The 26077-nt window shown below is 57.1% G+C and carries 18 protein-coding genes; 14 read left to right on the top strand and 4 right to left on the bottom strand.

Translation table 11 applies throughout. From position 1 onward, the window contains the following. The first annotated feature begins 615 nt into the window (after window positions 1-615). From SH410x_RS24635 to SH410x_RS24625, 3 genes are all read left to right on the top strand, one after another. Complete coding sequence (locus SH410x_RS24635; protein ID WP_473671679.1) at window positions 616-1593, top strand: dihydrodipicolinate synthase family protein; 978 nt, start codon at window positions 616-618, stop codon at window positions 1591-1593. 210 nt (window positions 1594-1803) lie between these two features. Continuing rightward, on the top strand, window positions 1804-2751 hold the full coding sequence (locus SH410x_RS24630) for a proline racemase family protein (RefSeq protein ID WP_473671677.1): 948 nt from the start codon (window positions 1804-1806) through the stop codon (window positions 2749-2751). 105 nt (window positions 2752-2856) lie between these two features. Continuing rightward, a complete protein-coding gene (locus SH410x_RS24625; RefSeq protein ID WP_473671675.1) occupies window positions 2857-4272 on the top strand; it encodes an L-serine ammonia-lyase in 1416 nt (471 codons plus the stop codon). A 393-nt stretch (window positions 4273-4665) separates the two neighbouring features. Here the strand turns inward: SH410x_RS24625 and SH410x_RS24620 are convergent, their stop codons facing one another. Then, window positions 4666-6111 (bottom strand): catalase, encoded by a 1446-nt coding sequence (locus tag SH410x_RS24620; RefSeq protein ID WP_473671673.1) that lies wholly within the window; start codon window positions 6109-6111, stop codon window positions 4666-4668. Between the two features lie 359 nt (window positions 6112-6470). Here SH410x_RS24620 and SH410x_RS24615 point away from each other — a divergent pair, with 359 nt between their 5' ends. The 5 genes from SH410x_RS24615 to SH410x_RS24595 all read left to right on the top strand — a co-directional run bounded on the left by SH410x_RS24615 (window position 6471) and on the right by SH410x_RS24595 (window position 13060). Next, complete coding sequence (locus SH410x_RS24615; RefSeq protein ID WP_473671671.1) at window positions 6471-6725, top strand: GlsB/YeaQ/YmgE family stress response membrane protein; 255 nt, start codon at window positions 6471-6473, stop codon at window positions 6723-6725. 30 nt (window positions 6726-6755) lie between these two features. After that, on the top strand, window positions 6756-9947 hold the full coding sequence (locus SH410x_RS24610; RefSeq protein ID WP_473671669.1) for a response regulator: 3192 nt from the start codon (window positions 6756-6758) through the stop codon (window positions 9945-9947). Between the two features lie 92 nt (window positions 9948-10039). Further along, complete coding sequence (locus tag SH410x_RS24605) at window positions 10040-10867, top strand: CheR family methyltransferase (RefSeq protein WP_473671667.1); 828 nt, start codon at window positions 10040-10042, stop codon at window positions 10865-10867. Beyond that, a complete protein-coding gene (locus SH410x_RS24600; protein ID WP_473671665.1) occupies window positions 10864-11430 on the top strand; it encodes a chemotaxis protein CheB in 567 nt (188 codons plus the stop codon). The genes SH410x_RS24605 and SH410x_RS24600 overlap by 4 nt, the downstream gene beginning before the upstream one ends. Then, the gene (locus SH410x_RS24595; protein WP_473671663.1) at window positions 11417-13060 is read left to right on the top strand and encodes a response regulator; all 1644 of its coding nucleotides are present in this window, start codon (window positions 11417-11419) and stop codon (window positions 13058-13060) included. The genes SH410x_RS24600 and SH410x_RS24595 overlap by 14 nt, the downstream gene beginning before the upstream one ends. Here the strand turns inward: SH410x_RS24595 and SH410x_RS24590 are convergent. The 3 genes from SH410x_RS24590 to SH410x_RS24580 all read right to left on the bottom strand — a co-directional run bounded on the left by SH410x_RS24590 (window position 13039) and on the right by SH410x_RS24580 (window position 15495). Next, window positions 13039-14205, bottom strand: a complete 1167-nt coding sequence (locus SH410x_RS24590) for a diadenylate cyclase (RefSeq protein WP_473671661.1) — start codon at window positions 14203-14205, stop codon at window positions 13039-13041. The genes SH410x_RS24595 and SH410x_RS24590 overlap by 22 nt on opposite strands. Window positions 14206-14223: 18 nt before the next feature. Further along, the gene (locus SH410x_RS24585; RefSeq protein WP_473671659.1) at window positions 14224-14574 is read right to left on the bottom strand and encodes a hypothetical protein; all 351 of its coding nucleotides are present in this window, start codon (window positions 14572-14574) and stop codon (window positions 14224-14226) included. Between the two features lie 201 nt (window positions 14575-14775). After that, a complete protein-coding gene (locus SH410x_RS24580) occupies window positions 14776-15495 on the bottom strand; it encodes a sulfite exporter TauE/SafE family protein (RefSeq protein ID WP_473671657.1) in 720 nt (239 codons plus the stop codon). Between the two features lie 392 nt (window positions 15496-15887). Between SH410x_RS24580 and pyrF the strand changes: the two genes are divergently transcribed. From pyrF to SH410x_RS24550, 6 genes are all read left to right on the top strand, one after another. Then, entirely contained in the window at window positions 15888-16820 is a 933-nt protein-coding gene (gene pyrF / locus SH410x_RS24575) for an orotidine-5'-phosphate decarboxylase (RefSeq protein WP_473671655.1), read from the top strand. 287 nt (window positions 16821-17107) lie between these two features. Then, window positions 17108-17797 carry a cytochrome c3 family protein gene (locus tag SH410x_RS24570; protein ID WP_473671653.1) on the top strand — a complete coding sequence of 230 codons (690 nt, stop codon included), beginning with the start codon at window positions 17108-17110 and terminating at the stop codon, window positions 17795-17797. 71 nt (window positions 17798-17868) lie between these two features. Further along, window positions 17869-21264, top strand: a complete 3396-nt coding sequence (locus SH410x_RS24565; protein ID WP_473671651.1) for a TAT-variant-translocated molybdopterin oxidoreductase — start codon at window positions 17869-17871, stop codon at window positions 21262-21264. 96 nt (window positions 21265-21360) lie between these two features. Next, on the top strand, window positions 21361-22779 hold the full coding sequence (gene nrfD / locus SH410x_RS24560) for an NrfD/PsrC family molybdoenzyme membrane anchor subunit (RefSeq protein ID WP_473671649.1): 1419 nt from the start codon (window positions 21361-21363) through the stop codon (window positions 22777-22779). Between the two features lie 101 nt (window positions 22780-22880). Then, window positions 22881-24620 carry a quinol:electron acceptor oxidoreductase subunit ActD gene (locus SH410x_RS24555; RefSeq protein WP_473671647.1) on the top strand — a complete coding sequence of 580 codons (1740 nt, stop codon included), beginning with the start codon at window positions 22881-22883 and terminating at the stop codon, window positions 24618-24620. Window positions 24621-24785: 165 nt separating this feature from the next. Further along, a complete protein-coding gene (locus tag SH410x_RS24550; RefSeq protein ID WP_473671645.1) occupies window positions 24786-26042 on the top strand; it encodes a hypothetical protein in 1257 nt (418 codons plus the stop codon). Window positions 26043-26077 lie beyond the last annotated feature (35 nt).

The raw sequence follows: 26077 nt of genomic DNA, 5'->3' as shown, positions 1-26077 counted from the left end.
CATCGCTCCAGTATCCAATCTGTTTTCAAAGAAGCGTCCCTGCCGAAGGAATGTTCGGCAGGGACTGGCAATAGCATTGGCGTACCATCGACCGGGATATCCCTTGCCAAGCCCGCACCTCTGCAGAGCGTCGCTACGTTTCTCCCGGCAGGCCCCGTCTCATTTCCCGGCAAGCAGTCCAACGCTGTCAATCCAATCCCACCAATAAATCATGGGATACTTGAGACATGCGTCCAAAACCTCCGGCGCACGCTTCCGTCGGATGATCCTTATTTCCCGCCGGCCGTGCCCCGGCCATGATGGTGATCGAAATGGGGCACGGGTGTCGGACACCTGAGCGTCAAGGCTGCTGGGGGGCATTTTTGAGGGCGGCAAATTTGTCAAACGGATTTTAAAATGCAGACGCAGTTTCTGTTTCCGCCTATAGAGGGGTGATGGCGTTTCATCGCACGTTGCCGAAGCGTCCATCGCGACACCCATCGCTCGGGCCGCTCGCGCCTTCAATCACGTCGCTAGACCGCAGGTATTTTTAGGTTTACCATCGGGCGACGGAAAGACTGAGTGACAGTCGCTTTTCCCGTTCAAACCTTCCTCCCGACGCAATTGACTGTAGCGATGAGTATTGCCAATCAGATTTTCACCGGTTGTATCCCTGCGTTGATGACGCCCTGTGACGCCAGCGGAACGCCCGATTTCGACTCGCTCGTCCGCAAAGGGCAGGAGTTGATGGACGTTGGCATGAATGGAGTGGTTTATTGTGGCTCGATGGGAGACTGGCCCTTGCTCAGCGACGCCCAGCGACAAGAGGGGGTGGCGAGATTGGTCGAGGCCGGCATTCCAGTCGTCGTTGGTACGGGAGCGCAAAACCCAAAGCTCGCCGCCGACCATGCCGCCCACGCCAATCGCGTTGGTGCCGCCGGGCTCATGGTCATCCCCCGGGTGCTCTCACGCGGCACCTCCGTTCCGGCCCAGCGAGCTCACTTTGCGGACATCCTTCGCGCGGCCAGCGATATCCCGGCGGTGATCTACAACAGTCCCTACTACGGGTACCAAACGAAGGCCGACCTGTTCTTTGATCTTCGCCGAGAACATGCCAATCTCGTCGGATTCAAAGAATTTGGCGGTGCTGAATCGCTCTGCTACGCTGCCGAACACATCACCAGCGGTGACCCTGACCTCGCATTGATGGTGGGCGTGGACACGCAAGTCTTTCACGGATTCGTCCGCTGCGGTGCCGTCGGCGCGATTACGGGCGTCGGCAATGCGTTGCCACGTCAAGTCCTGCGGTTGGTCGAATTGTGCCAACAGGCGGCGACCGGCGACGTTGAAGCGAGACGACTGGCCCTGGAACTCGAAGCGGCGATGGCGGTGCTCTCTAAGTTCGATGAAGGTGCCGATCTCGTCTTGTACTATAAGCGTTTGATGGTGCTCGAAGGTGACAGCGAATACCAACACCACTTCAATCATTCCGACGCACTGAGTGACAGCCAACGGGCGTTCATCGACGACCAGTGGCGTCTGTTTAAGGATTGGTGGGCGCAGTGGCCGGGTGCGAAAAACTCTGCCCGCCCCTCGATCAATGACTTAGCATGATTGCCCGTAGGATGGGACCATTGTCCCGTCCGAGGTCTCATTTCGCTGAACGTTCGTCAAATTGCTCGCTCGGGGCCAATGGTCGCTCGGGGCCAATGCTCGCTCGGGACAATGCTCGCTCGGGACAATGCTCGCTCGGGACAATGCTCGCTCGGGACAATGGTCCCAAGCTACGAATCCAATAAATCTCAGCACCTAGAGTCATCGTAAATGGCACAGCAGTTTCAGAATGTGAGAGTGATCGACACGCACACCGGCGGAGAGCCGACTCGTGTGGTGATCGAAGGAGGGCCCGATTTGGGCAGCGGGCCGCTTGTCGAGCGAGTTCGACGAATGCAGCGCGACGCCGATCATTTTCGCTGCATGATGATCGCCGAGCCCCGCGGCAACGAAGCGATGGTCGGCGCGTTGTTGTGCGAGCCGACTGATCCGAGTTGTGCTGCGGCGGTGATCTTTTTCAATAACCGTGATTACCTCGGCATGTGTGGTCACGGCACGATCGGAGTCGCTGTGGCAATGGCCTATGCTGGTCGGATCGCGCCCGGCGTCCATCGGCTGGAGACGCCGGTCGGCGTGATCACGTTTCGTCTGACCGGTGCCAATGAAGTCTCTTTTGATAATGTGGCGAGCTATCGGTTGCATCACCGCACTGCGGTGGACGTCGATGGCTTGGGAACCGTCCTCGGCGACATCGCTTGGGGCGGCAACTGGTTCTTCCTCACCGAGTCGCCGTTCCCGCTATCTCTCTCGCATCTAAGTGAACTCAATCGAGCGGCACGGGACATCCGTGTTGCGCTCAAACGCGATGGGATCAGTGGCGTCGGTGGCGCCGAAATCGATCATGTCGAGTTTTTCGGCGCAGCCGAGGCTGACGATGCCAACAGCCGAAACTTTGTTTATTGTCCTGGCGGTGCCTACGACCGGTCGCCGTGCGGAACCGGAACGAGTGCGAAGTTGGCGTGCTTGGCGGCAGACCATCAGTTGGAACCGGGCGAGCCATGGATCCAGGAAAGTATCATCGGCAGCCGATTTGTCGGCACCTATCAAACGCTCCGTCCCGGCGTCATCGTTCCCACCATCACCGGGACCGCCTACGTTTACGGCGAATGTTGCTTCGTCGCACAAGACGGTGACCCGTTCCCGCACGGTATTGGATAGTCGCTGATCGCTCCGCCGATCAAATGCTTCATTGCCGGTCGCCAAAACAATGGATCGGCGGAGCGATCGACGACTAATTTACTCGGCAACGGTTACAATGGCACGATGACCTCTGAACTACCCTACTACAGTGTTTTTGATCTTTTCAAGATAGGCATTGGCCCATCGAGCTCCCATTCGGTCGGCCCCATGCGCGCTGCGGAGATGTTCCTGAACGAACTGTCCGAGCGTCGTCTGATTGGCAGCGTCCAGCGTGTGCGTGTTGATCTGTACGGCTCTCTGGCCCTGACCGGCCTCGGCCACGCCACCGACATCGCCGTGCTGATGGGCTTGCAAGGCGAGGTTCCCGATCAGATCGATCCTGAATTGACTGCCGAAAAGATCCAGTCCATCCGCAATGACAAAAAACTGCAACTGGCCGGGAACCAACAGATCGCCTTTGATGAAACTACCGATCTGGTGTTCAATCGCAGAATTACGCTGGACACGCATGCCAACGCACTGAAATTCCAGGCCTTCGATGCTTGCGACGCTGAGCGTGCCGTCTACGAAGCAACCTACTTCTCCATTGGTGGCGGGTTCGTGATCCGAGCCCAGGCTGCAGACGATGAGACGATGGGAATTCGCATGCCAGCGCCACTCGAGGTGCCCGTTCCTTATCCATTTTCGTCCGCACGCGAGTTACTGGAGTTGACTCAGCAGCATGGTATTTCAATCAGTGATCTGGCGCTTGCGAATGAACGAGCGCTGCGGAGCGACGAGGAGATTCGCGAGGGTCTTGATCGGATCTGGCAAACGATGCGGGACTGTGTGGAGCGCGGTTGCCGTATCGAGGGCATCCTGCCTGGGGGACTGAAGATCCGCCGCCGCGCCCCAGCTTTATTTCGGAAACTGAGCGAACAGGTCGAGTTGGAAATGCGCGACCCGATGACCGTGCTCGACTGGGTCGACCTCTATGCGTTGGCAGTTAATGAAGAGAATGCAGCGGGAGGTCGAGTCGTGACGGCACCGACCAATGGGGCGGCAGGCATCATCCCGGCACTGCTGCACTATCTCGATCGATTTTGTGATTCGGTCACGCCGGATACGATCCAACGGTTCCTGCTGACCGCTGCCGTGATCGGTTCACTCTACAAACGCAACGCCTCTATCTCCGGTGCGGAGGTTGGTTGCCAAGGCGAGGTCGGCGTCGCCTGTTCGATGGCCGCTGGGGCGTTGACCGAAGCGTTGGGGGGGGCGCCCCGGCAAGTAGAGCAAGCTGCCGAGATAGGCATGGAGCATAATCTCGGATTGACCTGCGATCCGATCAAAGGCCTCGTGCAAGTACCCTGTATCGAGCGCAACGCCATGGGAGCGGTCAAAGCGATCAACGCGAGTCGTTTAGCGCTGCGCGGCGACGGCGAGCATTTTGTTTCACTCGACCGCGTCATCCGCGTGATGAAGCGCACCGGAGCAGACATGTCATCACGTTATAAAGAAACATCCCGCGGCGGGCTGGCCGTTAACATCAGTGAGTGCTGAGGTCGCGTCATGACGGCCGAATGGTTCGCCAAGCGGATACCATGTCTTGCGGTTGCCGCCGTGGCTATTCAGGTTGTCCTTGTTGTCTGGACCGCAGCCCGGGGGCTACGCCATCAGTGTGAACTTTCTGCGACATTATCCATCTTTTGTTTGGAAACCCGACGGAGATGCCCAATGGCTTTCGGACCCGAGCTTCATGTATTTCCAAGACCTGCGTCAGGGACGCTTCGTTGAAAACAGATTGGATACGGGAGCGATCCTTAAAAAAACTTCCGCTGTGCTCCCACGCACCCTTCCGTCGGATGAGCCGAAATGACTGTCTGATATTGTGGCCGACCGCTCCGCGGTCGACCATCCCGACCGCGTAGCGTTCGGCCACTTTTCCGCTCGTTCCTAAAACGCCTTGGCGATACGGTCACCGGTGGTCTGGTCGATGTTCCGCCAGTACTCCAATGCGCGCTCCAGTACGGGTTGCGTGACATCCGCCTTGAGGTGCCCGACCACGTTGGAGACTAAGCGATCGCGTGCGGCGTCGTCCATGACATCGCGGACGAGCGTTCCAGCTTGGCCAAAGTCGTCATCGTCTTGACGCAGTGTGTAGGCGGCACGGATAAACTCGCCATTGGCGGACCAGGTTGCTGATTCCGGATAACGCTCCGGATCGGCCGCCGGGCCGCCCTTGGAATTGGGAGCGTAAACAGGGTCGGACACGTTCTCCACTCGCATCGAGCCGTCTTTGCTATAGCTGAAGACGGGGCATTGTGGCTTATTGACGGGGATCTGTTTGTAGTTGACTCCAATGCGGTGACGGTGGGCGTCAGCGTATGCAAACATCCGGCCGAGCAGCATTTTGTCGGGGCTGATGCCGATGCCCGGCACGAGATTATTTGGCTCAAACGCTGCCTGTTCGATCTCGGTATGGAAATCAGTCGGGTTGCGGTTGAGCGTGAAGCGGCCGACCTCGTGCAGCGGGTAATCCGCATGCGGCCAGACCTTCGTGAGGTCGAATGGGTTCAAGCGATAGGTCGCTGCATCCTCAAACGGCATGATCTGCATGTGCAGCGTCCAACTGGGATAGTCGCCTTGCTTGATCGAGTTAAACAGGTCGCGACGATGGTAGTCGCTATCGCTGCCGGCCAGTCGATCGGCATCCTCTTGGGTCAGGAAGTCGATTCCTTGGTCGGTTTTGAAATGGTACTTCACCCAGAACCGCTGACCGTCTGCATTGACCCACATGTACGTGTGGCTGGAGTAACCGTTCATATGCCGAAAAGTTTTCGGGATCCCTCGATCGCCCATCAACCAAGTGACTTGGTGAGCGGACTCTGGTGACAGCGTCCAGAAATCCCACTGCATGTCGTGGTCTCGAAGCCCGTTGTCGGCACGTCGTTTCTGTGAACGGATAAAGTGCTGGAACTTCATGGGGTCACGCACGAAGAACACAGGCGTGTTGTTGCCGACCATGTCGTAGTTGCCCTCGCTCGTATAGAACTTCAGGGAGAACCCCCGTGGGTCACGCCATGTATCTGGGCTTCCTCGTTCGCCCGCCACGGTCGAGAAACGAGCCAAGATTTCGGTTTTCGTTCCCGGCTGGAACACAGCCGCCTTGGTGTAGGCACTCACATCGTGGGTGACTTCGAAATGGCCGAAAGCGCCAGAGCCCTTCGCGTGCGGCTGACGCTCGGGGATTCGCTCGCGGTTGAAATTGGCCATCTGCTCAATGAGGTAATGGTCATGCAGCAAGATCGGACCGTCGGGGCCAACACTCAGCGACTGCTCGTCGCTGGCGACACCCATGCCCGCATCAGTCGTCGTGGGTTTGCGATTACTATTCGTCATTTTGAAATCTCCATCAACCGAGGCATCGAACCAACACGACCGCATTGTAGCATTCCGCGGCTGCGCAACGAGTCGTATGCCCCGCGAATAGGCTGGTGCCTGAGCGACCAAGATGATCGAAATGCGACCGCAGCAACACGCCGCTGCTGCCTACGATCGTCCTGAGGAATATTGGCACATGAAATGCATCTCGATGCTCTGGCATGTCAGTCTCTCCGGATCGACCTCTGCCATTTCGGGACGAAACGATCGGATCCAACTCTCGGAAGTGAGACTCTTCGCAGGGACTCTGGAGCGAGGCGATTGGGCGCTCTCCCGAAACCCACTTAATAACTTTCTATTTGCAAAAAGATAACCCCATGTTTTGGATGATTGGCTGGGTCATTTTCGGGCTACTCGTTGGACTCATCGCGAGAGTGATCGTGCCAGGTGACCAACAGATGGGCTGCTTGCGTACGATGCTATTGGGGGTTGTGGGATCGTTTGTCGGCGGTGCCCTCGGGTATCTGTTTCAAGGTGGTTCGCTGGTCCAGTCCAGCGGCTGGGTGGGCTCCCTCGTGGGGGCGGTGATATTGTTGTATATCAGTGTTCGTCGTGGGAAGTCTGTCGATTAGAGACGAGTGAAGTTCACTGATTTTAACCTCATGCACCCATTCTCCATGTCCGACACCCCGGGTTATCAACTATCGCTCGCCTACCGCAAATCGATTGATCAGGCGGCCAAGCGTTCGACCCTCATCTATCTTGGGATCAGTGCTGCGCTCGTGGTGGTGCTATTTGCGGACTACTTCACTCCGCTGGGCGTGGCCGTCTGGATTTTCTACCTATTTCCGATCACGTTTTCGCTGTTTTTGCGATCAAAGAGTATGCCGCTGGTAGTGACAGCGGCGTGTACGGTGCTGATGTCGGTCACCTTCATCACGGATACGGGTGGTGCCGACCGGGACATCGCACAGGTCAATCGCGCCTTTGGAATCTTGAGCTTTTGGGTGATCGGCACGGTCGGCTATTTCTATATCGCCAACAACGCCATCGTCAGGCAGCAAGCATGGATTCAGTCGGGCAAAGCGGCACTCGCTGAAACGATGGGCGGCGATCTGAAGCCAGCGGTATTCGGTGAGAATGTGTTGACGTTTTTAGCGGATTTCTTAGCTGCCGACGTGGGTGCCTTTTTCGTCCGCAACGACGAGGTCTTCCATCGCACGGCGACCTACGGCATTCCGAGTGCCGCCAATGTGCTCGACCGGGCATCGGCCTCCGAAGGTTTGATCGGCCAGGCAATCAAGAGCGGCCGCCTGTTTCATTTCACCGATGTCCCCGACGGCTACCTCACGGTCGGGTCGTCTTTGGGTCAGGCCAAGCCGCATGGTTTGGTGATTGTGCCGATGAATACGGAAAAGGAAGTCAACGCGGTCGCGGAGCTAGGTTTCATGCGCCCCGTTACGGCGGAAGTGCTCGCGTTTCTGGAGTCGATTTCCGAGCCTGTGGGCGTCGCGGTCGCGTCGTCCCGGTATCGCTCCCACCTCCATCAACTGTTGCTGGAAAAGCGGCAGCAGGCCGAAGAATTGCAGCAGCAGGGAGAGGAGTTGCGAGTCTCCAATGAGGAACTCGAGGTCCAGAGTCAGGTGCTCCAGCAATCACAGGCGCAGTTGGAGCAGCAGCAGGTGGAGCTCGAGCAGAGCAATCTCCAGTTGGAAGAGCACACGCACTTGCTGCAATCGCAACGCGACGAATTGGCTCGCGCGACCCTGGCGACGCAGGCGAAAGCGAAGGAAGTCGAAGCGGCCAGTCGCTACAAATCAGATTTTCTTGCCAACATGTCGCACGAGCTGCGGACGCCGCTGAACTCATCGCTGATCCTGGCCAAACTCCTGGCGGAAAATGCCACGGGCAACCTCACGGCCGAGCAGATCGAGTCCGCCGAGACCATTCATTCCGCGGGTAATGATCTGTTGCACCTGATTAACGACATCCTCGACTTGTCCAAAATCGAAGCCGGGAAAATGACCATCCGTCCCGAGCAGGCGTGGTTGGCCGACGTGGTGGGTGAACTGGACAAGACGATGCGTCCACTGGCCGCAGAGAAGGAACTTGAATTCCACACTAGTGTCCAGAGCGATGTTCCTGAGCAGATATTTACGGATCAGCAGCGACTCGAACAAATTCTGAAAAACCTACTATCCAACGCGATCAAATTCACCGATCACGGCCAGGTAGCGATGCGCGTGTCGAAGTATTCCCAGGACGCCGTTTCCTTCGAGGTGTCGGACACCGGGATTGGCATTGCCGATGAAGACCAACAAGCTGTCTTCGAGGCATTCCGGCAGGTCGACAGTGCCGCGACGCGAAAATTCAGTGGTACCGGGCTGGGGCTCTCCATCACGACCGAGCTGACCCGGATCTTGGGAGGTGAGATGCGACTGAGCAGCAAGGTGAATGAAGGCAGCGTCTTCACGCTAATTCTGCCCGTCTCGTATCAGCCCACGACGGAGGATGCTGGCACCGCGCCGATGCCGCGCCCTCAGAACATTCCATCCGATTATGTCAGACCGGCAATGTCAGCGGTGACGACGGTCGATCGCTTGAAACCGATCCAGCCGCTGCGATCTCGGGTCGCCGATGATCGGCAGAAGCTGCGGGGGGACCAACGCGTGATCCTCATTGTCGAAGACGACGAGTCCTTTGCAGATATCTTGGCCCAGGTCGCCCGTGAAATGGAGTTCCAGTGCGTGATCGCAACGTCGGCTCAGGAAGCCTTGGCGCTAGCGGCACAGTTCCTGCCTCAAGCCATTGTGCTGGATGTGGGGTTGCCGGACGAGACCGGGCTCGTGGTTCTGGATCGACTCAAACAGGATGCTCGCACGCGGCACATTCCCGTGCACATGATCTCGGCAAACGACTTTTCTGAAACCGCGCTCGCGCTGGGGGCCGTCGGGTATGCCGTGAAGCCGGTGACTCGTGAGATGTTGTTGGAGACCTTGCAGTCCCTGCAAACTCAATTGAATCAGCGGACGCGCCGCGTATTGGTCGTCGAGGACGATGCGGTGCAACTAGACAGCCTGCAGAAACTGCTGGCCTCTCGCGACGTTGAAACCGTGGGCGCCGAAAGTGTTGCGGAATGTTTGCAGCATCTCAAAACGACGACGTTTGATTGCATGGTGCTCGATCTGACGCTGCCCGATTCGTCGGGCTATTCGCTGCTGGAAACCCTCAGCAGTAACGACGACTATTCGTTCCCGCCAGTCATCATCTATACCGGCCGCGAACTGTCGGTCGAGCAAGAGCAAATGCTCCGGCGGTATTCGAAGTCGATTATTATTAAAGGCGCGATGTCCCCCGAGCGATTGCTCGATGAGGTGACATTGTTTCTGCATCAAGTCGTCGAGGAACTGCCCGAAGCGCAACAGCAGATGATTAAGAAGGCCCGCAGCCGGGAGGCGGCATTGGAGAACCGACGGATACTCGTGGTCGAAGATGACGTGCGGAACATTTTCGCATTGACCAGTATTCTGGAACCACGTGGTGCGAAAGTGCAGATCGCCCGAAATGGGAAAGAAGCACTGGTCGCCCTCGACGAGTCGGACTCTCAAGCTGATACCAGAGTCGATCTGGTATTGATGGATGTGATGATGCCGGAAATGGATGGATTGACAGCCACACGTGAGATTCGAAAACAGCCTCGGTTTCGCGACCTGCCTATCATCATGCTGACGGCCAAAGCGATGAAGAATGATCAACTCGAGTGCATTGACGCAGGTGCCAACGACTACATGGCAAAACCATTGGATATCGACAAGCTGTTGTCGCTGGTGAGGGTATGGATTCGAAAACGTTAAGAGTTAGTAGGAGAGAGGGCTGGCCTGGGTGAAAGTACCAACATGGGCTGGAACGCTAGGGTACGGTTTGATTTTGCAATCAGGATGACATTTTGACAGCGAAGATTCACGATATCGAACTGGGGCTATTGCTCGAAGCAATTTACCTCAAGTACCACTACGACTTTCGCAATTACTCCTCCGCTTCACTCAAACGCCGGCTGGTCCTTGCATTGGAGCGATTCGATTGCCAGACAATCTCGCAATTGCAAGACCTGGTCTTGCATCATGAAGAGACCCTGCCTGACCTGCTTTCGTATCTAACGGTGCAAGTCAGTGAACTGTTTCGCGACCCGCCTTACTTCAAGGCATTGCGAGAGCAAGTGATCCCTCATCTGCGCACCTACCCGTCGCTGAAGGTGTGGATCCCTGGCTGCGCCAATGGGGAAGAGGTGTACTCGATGGTCATCTTGTTCCGTGAGGCGGGATTGGAGGATCGCACGATTTTTTATGCGACCGATATTAACGCGGAGGCACTCAAGCGTGCCGAAGCCGGTCGCTACGCTCTCGATCGAGTTAGTCTATTCACACAGAACCATCGTCAGTCCGGTGGCACCAGCTCGCTATCGGACTATTACACGGCAGCGTACGGAGCCGCGATATTTGACAAGAGTCTGAAGTCCCGGATTGTCTTTTCTGACCATTGCCTCGCTTCAGATGCCGTATTCGCCGAGGTTCACTTGATTTCGTGCCGCAACGTGTTGATTTATTTTCGCAAGGAGCTGCAGGATCGCGCGATCGGGTTGTTTAAGAATTCGTTGCCACGAAACGGTTTTTTGGGACTGGGGGCAAAGGAGAGTATCCGATTTTCAACGCACGCTGATGGGTTTGTGGATTTTGATCCCAAGGAACGAATTTACCGTCGCCGAGGTGACCTATGACGGATGAGATTCAAGCCGTCGTGATGGGAGCGTCTGCGGGTGGCATCGAGGCCATTTCTGCCATTTTGTCGGTGTTGCGACCGGAGTTGCGTGCTCCTATCGTGATTGTCATTCATATGCCATCGGGCAAGGACACCCAACTTGTCACCTTGTTGCAATCACAATGTCGGCGTCCGATGATCGAGGTTGAGGACAAGCAGTCGCTCGAGCCAGGGCACGTCTATTTAGCGCCGCCCGATTACCATGTGCTGGTCGAAGATGAGGTTTCGTTGGCGCTGAGTAGTGACGAGGAAGTCAATTATTCGCGGCCATCGATCGATGTGCTCTTTGAAACGGCCGCGGATGTGTTTGCGGAAGGCACGCTCGGAATTATCTTAACGGGCGCCAATAAAGATGGCGCCCAAGGACTCGGCGAGGTCATTCGCGCCGGAGGGCTCGGTCTGGTTCAGGAGCCTAGTGAGGCTCATTGCCGGGCGATGCCGGAGGCGGCCATTGTCGCCTGCCCAACTGCGAAGGTGATGAGCCTTCAGGAAATCTCACAATATTTGAATGATCGGATTTGAGCAGATGAGTAACGAGCCACCCGCCGCGGTCAATTTTTTGATTGTGGATGATCGTGAAGCCAATCTGATTGCCCTCGAACGGCTGCTGAAGCGGGACGGATTGAATTTGCTGAAAGCGCGTTCTGGCGCCGAGGCACTTGAGTTGCTGCTCCTGCACGACGTGGCGTTGGCGCTGGTCGATGTTCAGATGCCGGGGATGGATGGGTTTGAATTAGCCGAGCTGATGCGTGGCTCGGATCGCACTCGGCGAATTCCGATCGTCTTTGTTACCGCTGGGACAACCGATCAGCGCCGGAGGTTTGAAGGCTATGAAAAGGGAGCGGTTGATTTCCTTCAAAAGCCCATTGAAAATGATGTTTTGAAGAGCAAAGCGACGGTGTTCTTCGATCTCTACTCCGAACGCCAAGAGGTCACTCGGCAACGTGACGAGATGGCGAAAATAAGCCTCGAAAATGCGAGACTGCTCGAGGAGAGTCGGCAGTTTGCAGCAGCGCTCCAGCGAGCCGATCAACGCAAAGACGAATTTTTGGCGACGCTCGCTCACGAGCTGCGAAACCCGCTATCGCCCATTCTCAGTGGAATCCAGCTGCTGAGCATGATGTCGAAGGAAGAGAGTGATCCGGACGAAAATGCGGAAATGCTGGAGATGATCGAGCGTCAGGTGCATCACATGGTTCGGCTGGTCGACGACCTCCTCGAGGTCAGCCGGATCACGAGTGGCAAAATCCATCTTCAGACAAACCCCATCGATCTTGCTGATGTTGTCAAGCATGCCATTGAAACGAGCGAACCCAATATCGAAGCGGGGTCTCATCGGTTAACCACCCACGGGCCTACTGAGCGTCTCATCGTCAACGGCGACATGACACGACTCGCTCAAGTCGTCTCAAATTTACTCAACAATGCCGCTCGCTACACACCCAGTGGCGGTGAGATCACATTGGATGTCACGTCCGACGACAAACTTGCGTACATCTCGGTAAAAGACAACGGGATCGGCATCCCCACTCACATGCAAGAGCGAGTCTTTGAACTATTTGCTCAAGTCAATCGAAAGCTCAAGCAGAGTGACGGCGGTCTCGGCATCGGTTTGGCGCTGGTGAAGCGAATTGTCGAGTTGCACGGTGGCATCGTTTCGGTTGCCAGTGACGGTGAGAATCAGGGAGCTGAATTTCGGGTCGCGGTGCCTTTGGTTACCAGTGAATCGATACCGGACGACGCCTCAGGGGCGGATGACGTGGCGGCTTGCACGTCGCTCAAAATCATGGCTGTCGATGACAACGTCGATGCGCTGCACAGTCTGAAACGTTTACTCGTCGCCATGGGGCACGACGTCGCCACGGCCGAATCGGGTGCAGAAGGCATTGAGTTGTTCCAGGAGTTTTCTCCATCATGCATGTTTCTCGACATCGGTATGCCAGGGATGGATGGCTACGAAGTGGCTGGGCGGATCCGCAGTCTGCCCGGCGGCGACGCGGTGAAACTATTTGCATTGACCGGGTGGGGGCAAAAGCAGGACCGGGCACGCAGTGACGAGGCTGGGTTCGATTTTCACCTCGTCAAACCGGTTACCAAAACCGCGATTGAAGAGCTGCTTAGCTCGGTGGGTCACTCGCCTGACTTGGGGTGAATCGAAATGCGGACTTCGTCGGGGATCGTCCGTTCGACGGTCAGGTCCTTGGGGATGTTTTTGAGGCTCGGTGCGATCCGTTTGTGGACGACACGCTGACCTCCCATCTGATCGAGTTTTAAGGAGACGATCATGGTCGTGGGGTCCAGCATTGAAAACGCAACTTCGGACCCGGACAGCGTGACTTCGACGTGGGTGGATTTGGGCTCATCGATTTCCCAGTTCTTCGGCAGGTTGCGGTACTCAACGGGCACTGAGAATGTCCGCTGGATCGTGTCGGTGCGATATGCGAACAGGTACCACAGGGTCGACGCGAGTACGACGGCCATGCACTTGAGGACAATGTTTCGCAGTAGCGGCGAAGTTGACTCGTGCTGGGACGGTAGTTGGTCGGTGAAGTAGCTACGCAGACGCTCAGTTAAGACGGAGGAGTCAACGACTGCGAGTTCGCCGTCACGGGCGATTGTGATGGTCCCGACCTCTTCGGAAACGACCACCACCATCGCATCGCATCGCTCTGTGAGGCCCAACGCGGCGGCGTGACGAGTTCCACCGCCTCCGATCTTGCCCAGTTCGGAGGTCAGCGGTAGGTGGATCCCGAGTCGCTCAATTCGTGATCGATCGATCACAATGGCACCATCGTGCCCGGGAGACTCGGGGTGAAAGATACTCAGCAAGAGTGGATAGCTAATGTCCGCGTGGACGTTCACCCCGCCCCGAACATGTTGGTCGAGCGGTTCGCGACCGGGGAAAACAATCAGCGCCCCAATTCGCTGTTTTGCCATGGCGACGACCGATTCGACGATCACATCGCGAATCGCGTCAGACGGAGTGCCCGGCGGGGAGCCCCCAAACCATCGGTACGCCCCCAGACGCTCCACGCCGTGCCGAATGTCCTGTTGAAAGACCAGCACGAACGCTAGGAGAAGTCCCATGAATCCATATTGGAACGCCGCCGTCGTCATGTAGAGATCGAGCCAACGTGCCAACAGGAAGGTTCCTGTTATCAATACCAGCATGATCCCGAGGGATCGCGATGCGCGACTTCGCAGCCAAATTAGCAAAACATAGAGCGTTATCGAGACGATCCCGATATCTACCACGTCGGCAACTCGTACCCGACTCAACACTTCGCTGGCAAACATCGTGGTGGTACCTGCATCTCAATGGCCAGGCACAGTGCCTCGCAGTTGCAATCGAGGCCGCCGCGAATAGCGACCTGGGAACTGACTATCGAACTTGTGTTGCGCTCGGAAGTAGGGTTCGTTGAGCAAGTCCGGGGCTCGGAAGCTCCCGTGACGGTATGGATCGTACGCGTATCCATATCCGTAATAAGGTATCCCATTGAAATCGCTAAGACCAGAGTAACCGCCATATCCACTGTATCCGCCAACATAACCCCCGCCGAATGTCATCGACTGGCCGGCGGCGGAGCGGTGATGGCGATGGCCGCCCGCGCTGGCGCTCGACGCGGTCAGGAGCAGGCAGACGCAGATCGAGAGAACGCGTGACATGATGGATTTCCGCTAGAGAGATCGTGGCTGAAGTGACCAACTCTACGTCTTGTTTTTAGGTTTGCCATTAATTTTCCGGCGAAACCATTCGGACGTGAATCACATTCCCCGCCTCCTTTGGAAATGCATCGTCAGCAATGCTTTCATTACCGATTGGAGTGGTCTTTGCTGCCGGGCAGCGAGATGGCGGCACTCGATCCGTTAGGATGCCAGCACGAGTTTGATGCCCGTGGCCAGCATCACGACCACCAGGAACGCAAACACGAAACGGCTGCCGCGTTTGATCGCGAGCTTGGCGCCGACCACCCCACCGAACACATTTCCAACCGCCATCGTCAGGCCTGGCACCCAGTCAACCATGCCGTAGGCGATAAATAGGATCGCCGCGGTCAAGGTGACGACCAGGCCGATGCTGTTCTTGACTCCGTTGGAGCCAGCGAGTGTCGAGTCTGTGAAGTAACTCAACGCCAGTAATAGCAGGATCCCCATGCCAGCTTGGATGAATCCTACATAAATCCCGATCGCGAAGAAGACCGGGATTTGAAGTGTGGGCGGGTAGGTTTTGTGCTTTCCCGCGTTGAGAAAACGTTTGGGATTGGCGATCAATAGAATCGCCATCGCAATGAACAGGACACCAAACGTGCTCTCAAACGCGTCGGCCGAGAGGTAGACCGCGAGCAGCGCGCCCACGGGTACCCCAATCAGGGTCGGGGTTGCCAATCGGATCGTGAGGGTGCGATCGACGTGCCCGTGTTTGCGAAATGTGGCGACTGCTGCAGCGGTCGAGCACAAAATCGCAATGCGGTTGGTTGCATTGGCGGTTTTGGGGTCGAGGCCGAATAGCATCAAGGTTGGCAGGGTCAAAAAAGAGCCGCCGCCAGCAACCGTGTTGACGATGCCAGCGAGAAAGCCGGCTAGCATCAGTAAACCGTACGACGTGACCTGCCAGAGCAAACGTATCTCGCGAAGAAAAAGAGAATCCCTATTTACCGGCCCAATCGAACGGCAGCGTAAGCATAGCAAGTTGAGCGGCAGTTACCGAGCCGAGCGCACCGGTGGGTGGCCGCCAGCGGGGGCGGCCACCACTGCCCTGCCAAGGAGGCACCGGGGGGGGATGGAGTGATGCAGCGTTTCCGGGGGATGCAGGTCGAGGCAATTCTGCGTTAGGATCGAGCGGAAAACTGTCGCCTTTCTCGCTGCGGAAGTTGCGTGGAACGTTGCGTTTGCGGAGCGATCGGCGACACCCGAAAACCTCTTGATCCCTTGTTCGACGAGCGATGGGGGGTCCACTCTTAGCCACAATGCGACACGCCATGACATTTGCGACCCGGATCAACGACGCCATTTCCCGCACCGGTTCGGTGACGTGCGTGGGGCTGGACCCACGAAAAGCTCAATTGCCTGCGCCGCTCCGCGACAGCGTCGCCGACGATTCGCCGCAGGCCTGGGCGAAGGTCTACACGCAGTTTTGCTGCGAGATTATTGATGTTGTGAAGGATATCGTGCCATGCGTGAAGCCGCAGGCGGCCTTTTTTGAGCAACTCGGTCCGGCCGGCATGGTGTCACTCGGCGAGGTGATCGGGCATGCCACGCAGTCTGGATTGATCGTGATCACCGACGGCAAACGCAACGATATCGGCAGTACTGCGACCGCATATGCCGACGCGTACCTGGGAAGTGCGGCCGGAATCGCGGCGGCGGGTGGTGATGCGGCGTCGGCGAGTCCCTGGGGCGGCGACGCGTTGACGGTCAGCCCGTACCTGGGCCGCGATAGCATCGAGCCGTTTGTGGATGTCTGTGATCAGCGGGCGGCAGGCATCTTTGTGTTGGTGAAAACATCCAATCCCGGCGGTGGGTATTTACAGGACTTGCGCTGCGGCGAGCACACGGTCTACCAGGCCGTGGCCGAGTTGGTCACGTCGCTCAATTTGGGGCGGCTCGACGCGGACGGGTACGGGCCGATTGGGGCGGTCGTCGGCGCGACATATCCAGAACAGCTCGTCGAACTGCGGGCTGCGATGCCGCACAGCATTCTGCTGGTACCCGGCTTCGGGGCTCAGGGTGGCGCAGCGGACGATGTGCGGGCGGCACTGGACGATACCGGTCGTGGGGCTGTGATCAATAGCTCTCGCGGCATCATTTTCGCTCACGCCCGCAGTGATTTTGGTGAGAAATACGGCGACGCGAGGTGGCAGGACGCCGTGCGGGCAGCGACTGAAGAGATGAATGAGCAGCTGAGGAAATAGAAACGGAGAGTTCCCGGTTCAGGAACGAGGAACTTCGCCGTAGCCTGGTTGTGCGATTCGATTTTCGTGAATAGTTTTACCCTGTCATTTTGTACTGCCACTGCATTTTCGCCCGCGATCTCGTGCTGCCTTTTGTGCGACACAATGTCGCGGTCGCGATGGTGGCCTTGTCATCGGTGCGGTGTGCGGCTGATAATCCCCGCCTACCGCCACCTCCAGAGGGCTTGGCAGGCGGTTATAAGTACCCGACGCGACGCTGTTTTGCCACCGAGTTCATTAGGTCGATCATGAAGCGATTTCTATTCCCACGATGGGTCAATCCGTTCCTGGGCGTACTCGGATTAGCGGTCCTTGGCGGTCTCGTGTACGCGACTGCCATGGGCGGGTTGGTCACTGACCCGCAAACGCTCAATGTTGGCTACATGCCCACCCAGCCGGTGCCGTTTAGTCATGCGTTGCACGCAGGGCAGTTGAAAATGGATTGCCGGTACTGTCACAACACCGTGTTTGATGCCGCTCACGCAGCGGTGCCGCCTACGGCAACCTGTATCAACTGCCACGCACCGGCCGGCAGTAACGGCCAGCCTGCGACATCGGCTGTGCGAACTGACAGCGAGCGGCTGCAGCCGATTCATGAGAGCTGGAAGTCTGGTCGGAGTATGGCCTGGATGCGTGTCCATAATTTGCCCGAGTTCGTGTATTTCAATCACGCCGTGCACGTTAATTCCGGTGTGAGTTGCAAAACCTGTCACGGCCGAGTTGATCAGATGGAGACCGTTTATCAGGCCGAGCAGTTGTCGATGGCGTGGTGCATTGAATGTCACCGCGAGCCCGACGAGCATCTTCGTCCGATCGAATTGGTGACCAAGCTCGACTGGGTTCCGCCGAAGGATTGGGATCAGGCGGCGTTCGCGAAGGAGCAGCGTGAAAAGCTCAATATTAACCCTCAGACCCACTGTGCGGTCTGCCACCGCTGAGCAAGCGTTCCCGTTTTTCGACTATTCGTCTGCACATTGTTTTCAGCTAACCGCCAGCCATTCTTTAGAATATGACCACCACTTCGCACTCCGATGCTCCCTCCGGCACCGACGCTCCTGACGCTACCGCAGCGGCGAAGGCGCCTCGCTATTGGCGTAGTCTGGCTGAACTCAACGGTGATGAGTCGTTTACGAACGATTTTCTGCATCGCGAGTTTCCGGTAGCTGCCTCTGAATTTCCTGATGGCGTCTCGCGTCGCCGTTGGATGCAGTTGATGAGTGCCTCGCTTGCGATGGCCGGGGTGGCGGGATGTCGTTATCCGGAAGAATTGATTGCCCCCTTCGTTGTGCGTCCCGAAGGCCGGGTTCCCGGTGAGACTTATTTCTCGGCGACCAATGTCGAGATCGCTGGCGAGGTTCGGCATCTGTTGGTTCGCTGCGTCGACGGGCGTCCGACGAAGGTTGAGCCGAATAACGAGCACCCTGCCGGTGGTGTGACAGGCACGTACGCTCAGGCTGCGATGCTGGAGTTGTATGACCCGGATCGCACCCGTGGTGAAACCGGTGTGCCGCTTCGCCGTGAAGGTAAGAAGCGAGTCGCGTCGGACTGGGCGTCGTTTGTTAAGTATGGCTCGGCAGTGATGCGTTCGGGCGGTAAAGGTGAACGTTTTGCGGTTCTGATGTCGCCGACGACCTCGCCCACCACGCTGCGGATGCTCGCTAAGCTCCAGTCGAAGATGCCAGCGGCCTCGGTGTGTTTTTATGACTCCGTTAGTGGCGGCGTTATGGGGCAGGCCACGCAAAAGGTGTTTGGTGCGGAGTCTCGCCAAGACTTTGATTTTACCGGTGCGAAGGTAATCGTTTCCATTCAGTCCGATCTGCTCGGTAGCCAGTCCGGTGCGGGCGACAACGCCAAGACGTTTTCGAAGTCACGTGATCCGCTGACCGGTGAAGCGGATCCGGTTGTCGGTAAGATGAGTCGTCTGTATGTCGCTGAAGGTGGTTTTACGACGACTGGCGCGGCTGCCGACGCGAGAATCGCGATTCGGCCTACTCAGATGCCAGCCCTTATCGCTGAGCTCGGTCGGCGTATTGAGAAGGCGAAGTCGGGCCCGCTCGCCAAGGCTGGGATGAAGGTTGAGGCGGTGACTGAGGACGAGCAAGCCTACAATGAAATTGATCCACAGGATCGGCTCGAGCGATTTCTTGATTCCGCTGCCTCGGATTTGGCTGCCGCAGGTGATCGTGGCGTTGTGGTCGTTGGCGAAGCTCTTGGGGCCGAGATGGTTGCTGCGGGGATCGACTTGAACTCCAAGCTCGGTTCGTTGGGCTCGATTCAGAAGTTCACGCCCCTCGCCGCTGGATCGCTGAAGAATCAGCTCACCCTGAGCCAGCTTGTAGGCAAGATGAACTCAGGGGATGTCAACGAAATCTTTATTGTCGACACCAACGCGGTCTATGGCTCGCCCGCTGATATTGATTTTGCCGAGGCGCTGACACGCGTCGAGCATTCGATCTATCTCGGTATGTATGACGACGAGACTGCTGAGAAGTGCGAGTGGTCCCTGCCGCTGGCTCACCCGTTTGAGAGTTGGGGTGACTGTGTCGGACGCGAAGGTCACTACGGCGTTTGTCAGCCGCAGATTCTGCCGCTGCTCGGTGGCCAGGCTCCCGCGGAAGTGCTGGCGTTGATGTTGGGCGAAGAGGAATATGAAATCAGTAAGCTCGTTCGCCGCACCGCCGACAGTGTCTCGGGTTCGGCGATCAGCGACCGTCAATGGCGAAAGTTGCTGCATGACGGGTATTCCGATGACATGGTGGTGAAGGCGGAGGCCGTCGAGCCTCAGGATGTTTCGGTTGAATTGCCTGCCGAGTCGCCTGTCCTGGAATGGGATTACGACGAGGAGTCGTTCCATAATCGCTTTGAAGTTCTCTTTACACCCGCTGAGGGGTTGTATGACGGTCGCTTTGCCAATAACGGCTGGCTGCAGGAGATGCCGCAATCGGTCACGAAGCTGACCTGGGATAACGCGGCGATCATGAGCCCGCGTTCAGCAAAAGCGCTTGGTACCAAGCACGGTTTGATGGTGTCGCTGCGTACTGATGACGGCGAGGTCGAATTGCCCGTCTTTGAGGTCCCTGGTTGTGCGCCGGGTGTGGTCAGTGTGGCGATTGGGTATGGCCGTACGCGTGTCGGGATGGTCGGTGGGATGCCCAGTGAAGATGTGCCGACCGTGGGCTTCGATGTGTCCGCGATCCGCAAGGCAGACTCGATGCTGTTGGCGAGTTCGCTGCGGGCTCGCCCGCGACTGACTGAATATCAACTCTGTGCGACCCAGGATCACTGGGCGATCGACGAGCTCGGTCGTGATGAAACCGAGGAACGCAGCTTCACGTTGATTCGCGAAGGCACGACAACGCTGCTCGATAAATTGCCGGAGTTCACCGCTGCCAAGGGGCCTCACGTTCCCAAGGTTGGGATCGACGGCTCGCTGTGGCAGGAACCGATCAATCAGATTGAAAAAACAGAGAAGTTGGTGCCTCAGTGGGGTATGTCGGTTGACCTGAGCAAATGTCTTGGCTGCAACGATTGTGTGATCGCCTGCCAAAGTGAAAACAACGTGCCGATCGTTGGTAAAGAACAGGTTGGCAATAGTCGTGAGATGCACTGGTTGCGGATCGATCGTTATTTCCAAGGCGATGAGGATCACGCGGACATCGTGCAGGAGCCCGTTGCGTGCATGCACTGTGAAACGGCACCTTGCGAACAGGTTTGTCCGGTTGCCGCGACAGTGCACACCGACGAAGGCCTTAACGCGATGGCATACAACCGCTGCATTGGCACGCGGTACTGTGCCAATAACTGCCCGTTCAAGGTCCGCCGCTTTAACTTCTTTAACTACAACGAAGATGTCGGTGTTGGTTACGGAATCGACGCTTACCCGGGCAGCATCGAAGAGGCCAGTCGCAAGTTGCAGGCTCTCGTGCTCAATCCTGACGTAACCGTCCGCGGTCGTGGCGTCATGGAGAAATGCACCTATTGTGTGCAGCGTATTGAAGGTGCCAAGATCGATGCTCGTAAGGAAGGTCGTAAGACGGTTGCCGACGGTGCCATCGTGACAGCTTGCCAGGCGGCCTGTCCAACAGGTGCCATCGAGTTCGGCAACGTTGTCGATCCCGAGTCGCGGGTGTCCAAGGCGAAAGCGGACATTCGTAATTATGGGATGCTCAGCCAGCTCAATGTGAAACCACGGACCAGTTACCTGTCTCGGATTCGCAATACTCCCGTCGCGTTGATGACACGGGTGCAACTCGATGATCTGGCTAATCTCCAGGCTCCGCATCACGGCCACGACGAGCATGGTGATGGCGGTGAGCACGGACACAACTCGGGCGATCATGCTCATGAAGAGGGCGAGCAACACGCCCGCCGTAATCTCGCTCGGTACGCACTGCCGATCGTTTAGAGTTTTCGGAAACTGGGTGGATCTCTCAGTTTCACCACGACGTAATCGCCGCATTGATTTTTTAAACTTCGCACTTTCAACTTCCCATTTCTTCTCATGTCGCTCGCAGTCTCCAACGGTTTGGATAATACCGTCGAACGCCCCGGCCAGCGTGCTCCGCTTGTGCTCGGCAGTTCGACGTTCCATTCGATCACCGAATCGGTTTGCCGAATCTCCGAGAACCCGCCATCGAAGATGTGGATATTCAGCTTCATCGTGGCGGTCAATCTGGCCACGATGCTGGGCCTGTGCATCCTGTACCTGTTTTATATGGGTGTCGGTGTGTGGGGTAATCGCAGTCCCGTTTTCTGGGGTTGGCCGATTGTGAACTTCGTGTTTTGGGTCGGTATCGGCCACGCGGGGACGTTGATCAGTGCGATTCTGTTTTTGTTTCGCCAGGAGTGGCGGACGAGTATTAACCGCACAGCGGAGGCGATGACGATTTTCGCCGTTGTCTGTGCCGGAACGTTCCCGGGTATCCACGTCGGTCGCGCCTGGTTGGCATTTTGGTTGGCCCCTTATCCGAGCCTGAATTTGTGGATGTGGCCGCAGTTCCGCAGTCCCTTGCTGTGGGACGTGTTCGCGGTCAGCACGTACGCATCGGTGTCGTTGATCTTCTGGTATATGGGGATGGTCCCCGATTTGGCAACATTCCGGGATCGCAGCAAGAACCCGTTTCGCCGTGCAGTGTATGGTGTCCTCTCGCTGGGGTGGACGGGGTCATCGCGGCACTGGATGCGTTACGAAAAGGCCTATGCATTGCTGGCCGCGTTCGCTGCTCCGCTTGTCCTTTCGGTGCACACGATTGTGTCGTTTGACTTTGCTGTGTCGCAGGTGCCCGGTTGGCACACGACCATCTTCCCGCCGTACTTCGTCGCGGGGGCAATTTTCTCCGGTTTCGCGATGGTGATCACGCTGATGGTGCCGATGAGGAAGATCTTCGCAATCGAAAAACTGATCACGATCCGGCACCTGGAAAACATGTGCAAGATCATTCTGACAACGGGCTTGATGGTCGGTTTGGCCTACGGGACGGAATTCTTCATCGCTTGGTACAGCCAGGTGGGTGAGGAAGCCTTTACGTTTAAGAACCGTGCCTTGGGGCCGTATTGGTGGGCCTATTGGATCATGATTTCATGTAACGTGATTTCGCCCAATATCTTCTGGTGGAAGAAGGCTCGCACGACTCCCTGGATCATGTTCATTGTGTCGATCTTCGTGAACATCGGAATGTGGTTCGAGCGATTTGTGATTACCTGTACCAGTTTGTCACGCGACTATTTACCGAGTGCCTGGGCGTACTTTTCGCCGACCTGGGTTGACTGGGCCATGCTCGTTGGTTCGTTCGGTTTGTTCTTCACGCTGTTCCTGTTGTTCTGCCGGTTGATGCCGATCGTCAATATGGCCGAGACCAAGTCAACGTTGGCCAAGGAAATGCACCTTGCTCACCAGGGCGAAACTGCCACCGAGATCTAAGGTTGATCGGCACGGGGCCACGCCCTGCGATCAACGTCACGACCAGCATCATTTTTACATAACTTCCCATTTCATTCGGTTTGCTTCCGACGGCTCATCTCATGTCAAAACCTAACACTTCACCAAAAGCGGTCGATGACGGTAACGTCGTGCGTGGCGTGGTCGCAGAGTTCACTGACGTCAGTGCGCTGCTGGCGGCTTGCGAGCGAGTTCGCGATGCGGGATATACCAAGGCCGATGCGTTCGCGCCCTTTGCGGTTCACGGAATCGACAAGGCGCTCGGCATCAAGCCGACGATCCTGCCTTGGATATCGCTGGCAGCCGGGGGCGTCGGTACATGCACGGCACTGGCGATGCAGGTCTGGATGAATGGTATCGACTACCAATACATTATCTCTGGCAAGCCCTTTATCTCGCTGCCGGCGTCCATTCCAGTGGCGTTCGAGTTGACGATTCTGTTTGCCTCGTTCGCGACGTTTTTAGGGATGTGGGCGCTCAACGGTTTGCCGCGTTTCAGCAATCCGATGTTCACGAGCCCGCGATTCGACCGCGTTACCGATGACACGTTTTTTCTGTTTTTGGACGCCAAGGACAAGCGTTTTGAAGAGGCGGGCGCCAAAACATTCTTGGGGGATCTCGGTGGCGAGTACATCGAGACGGTCCGCGATGACGATTCACCCAAGGCGATTCCCAAGTTCCTGTTGGTGGGCATTGCAGTATTGATCTCCTTTTCGTTGATCCCTGCTTTGTTGGTGGCTCGGATGCGAGTGACCAAGAGCACCGCGCCGCGTTTTCATATTTTCCCCGACATGGATTTCTCGCCCGCCAAGGATATGCAGCAAACGTCGACGTTGTTTGCCGATGGGCGGGCGATGCGTCCCGATGTTCCCGGTACGGTCAATCGCGGTGAGATGGACTGGGATTTGGACTACCACACTGGGATCGATTTGCAGAAACTGTCCCAGATCGACGCTCCCCGCGCCCGCCGCCTCGTGGCGATGATGCAGGCCGACGCAGCCGTTGATGAAGGGGATGAGGTCGCCGCAGCTGACGAGCCTCAGGGCGAGGAACCCGCATCGGAAAAACCCGCATCGGAAGCCGCGAAGCCAGACGATCAGCCCACTGCCGAGAAGGCTCCTGCCGAGGCAACGCCTGCCGAAGAGCCGGCCGCCGAAGACCAGACAGCTGACATGAAGTCCGAGGAGAAAACGCCAGCGGAAGAAAAAGCTGCGGATGAAAAACCTGCGGACGTAACACCAGCGGATGCAAAGCCTGCGGCCGCAACACCTGCTGATGAAAAACCTGCGGATGAACAGTCCAGCGACGAACAGCCTCATTCGCTCTCTGCTGCGTCTGGGCCGACGGTGGACACCACGCCTTGGCTGACTGAAAACCCCGTGGAGCTGACCGAGGCGATGATGTATCGCGGAAAGACGGTCTATGGCGTGTATTGCTCAGTGTGCCATGGGATGGACGGAAACGGTAACGGCTTGGTCAACCAGCGTGCCCAGCGGATTTTGGCGACGACCTGGACGCCACCCTCGAATCTGCACGATCAAACGCTGTTTCAAGACGTCTATCCTGACGGCAAGCTGTTCAGCACGATCAGCAATGGCATTCGCAAGATGCCAGGGTATCGCGCACAGATTCGCGCCGAAGATCGTTGGGCTGTGGTCGCGTACGTGCGTGCACTGCAGGCCAGCCAAGATGCGACGCTCGAGGACGTTCCACCCTCGCAGCGTGCGTTGATCAAGAAAGAGCAAGCGGAAGTGAAGGCTGCCATCGAGAAGGCGGCTGCCGAAGCCGAAGCGAAGGCCAAATCAGAAGCGTCCAAGACATAGTCTCTCTCGCCCACGGCGTGGACACAGTGGTCTGGCGAGAAGCCGGGACACTGGCTTCGCCAACAATAACTATTACTGACATACCGATTCTCAACCCCGTAGTCGTCCTTGAAGTCCGTTTGCCAACGGCAGCGAGGGCGGTGCCTATTACCTTACTCGATTCCCATGTCTCATCACCACGCAGTCGCTCCGAAGCCCGCTGATGACCCGGCATTCACGATGCCAGCGATGTTGTCGGGCTTGTCACTCCCGTTGTGCGTTGTCGGACTGATCGCCCTGGTTGGTGGTTCGTTCCTGGGCACCAGTGCAGTGGGCAGTCGGTTCGGAATGTCAACCTACTTGACGGCGTACATGTACGCTCTGACCATCGCAATCGGTGCGATGTTCTTTGTGCTGATTCAGCACTTGGCGCGGGTAGGTTGGAGCGTGGTTGTTCGCCGCGTCGCCGAGTTGATCATGATCATGATCGTGCCGCTGGCCGTTCTGTTCATCCCCATCGGTTGGGCGGTTTGGGATGGCTCCCTGTACTCTTGGACGGATGCGGCCGCTTACCAGGCTGATCACCATATCCCAGATGCCGCATGGAGTGAAAAGGTCCGTTGGCTCAATCCAGAATGGTTCACGCTTCGTGCCTGTGCGTACTTGGGTGTCTACTGTTTGATCGCCGGGTATTATTACACCAAGAGTCAGCGTCAGGATGAGACCGGCGAAATCACTCTCAGCGAATCCATGCAGGCCCGCAGTGGCCCCGCAATCATCCTGTTCGCATTGGTGACCTCATTGGCCGCTGCCGACTGGGTGATGAGTTTGGCACCGATGTGGTTTTCGACCATGTTCGGGGTCTACCTGTTTGCCGGCAGTATCCTTTCGGCGCACTGTGCGATCGGCCTGCTGAGTTTCATTCTGCAGAAGCAAGGTGCGATGCGAGATGAGGTCACGGTCGAGCACTACCATGATTTAGGCAAACTGATTCACGGCTTCATTTGCTTCTGGGCCTACATCGCCTTCAGTCAGTACATGCTGATTTGGTACGCCAACATCCCCGAAGAAACCGATTGGTTCTTCACTCGTTACCCTGGATTTTCAGGGACATTTGGTCCGATTTCGATCGCCCTGATGGTGTTGCACTTTGGTGTGCCGTTCCTGGGCATCATGAGTCGGCACGTGCGCCGGCTCCCCTGGGCTGTTGCATTTTGGTCCGCGTACATCCTTTTGATGCACTATGTCGACTTGTACTGGGCCATCATGCCTGAGGCCAAGTCCGATGCCGGTGGCGTCACGGGAGTTCTCGCGAGCCTGTTGACCGTGGTCGGAATGGTCTGTTTGATGCTCGGCATGATCGTGATCGTCGGGGCTCGAACCCGTTTGATCCCCGTTCGTGACCCACGACTGCGGGAATCACTGGCGTTCGAGAATATTTGATCCGCCTTTCCACGCACCTTCGCTTCTAAACCTTT

The sequence above is a fragment of the Rhodopirellula sp. SH410 genome (assembly GCF_055811895.1).
Note: the sequence above shows the minus strand (reverse complement) of the source record. Positions and strands in the feature narration are given on the sequence as shown.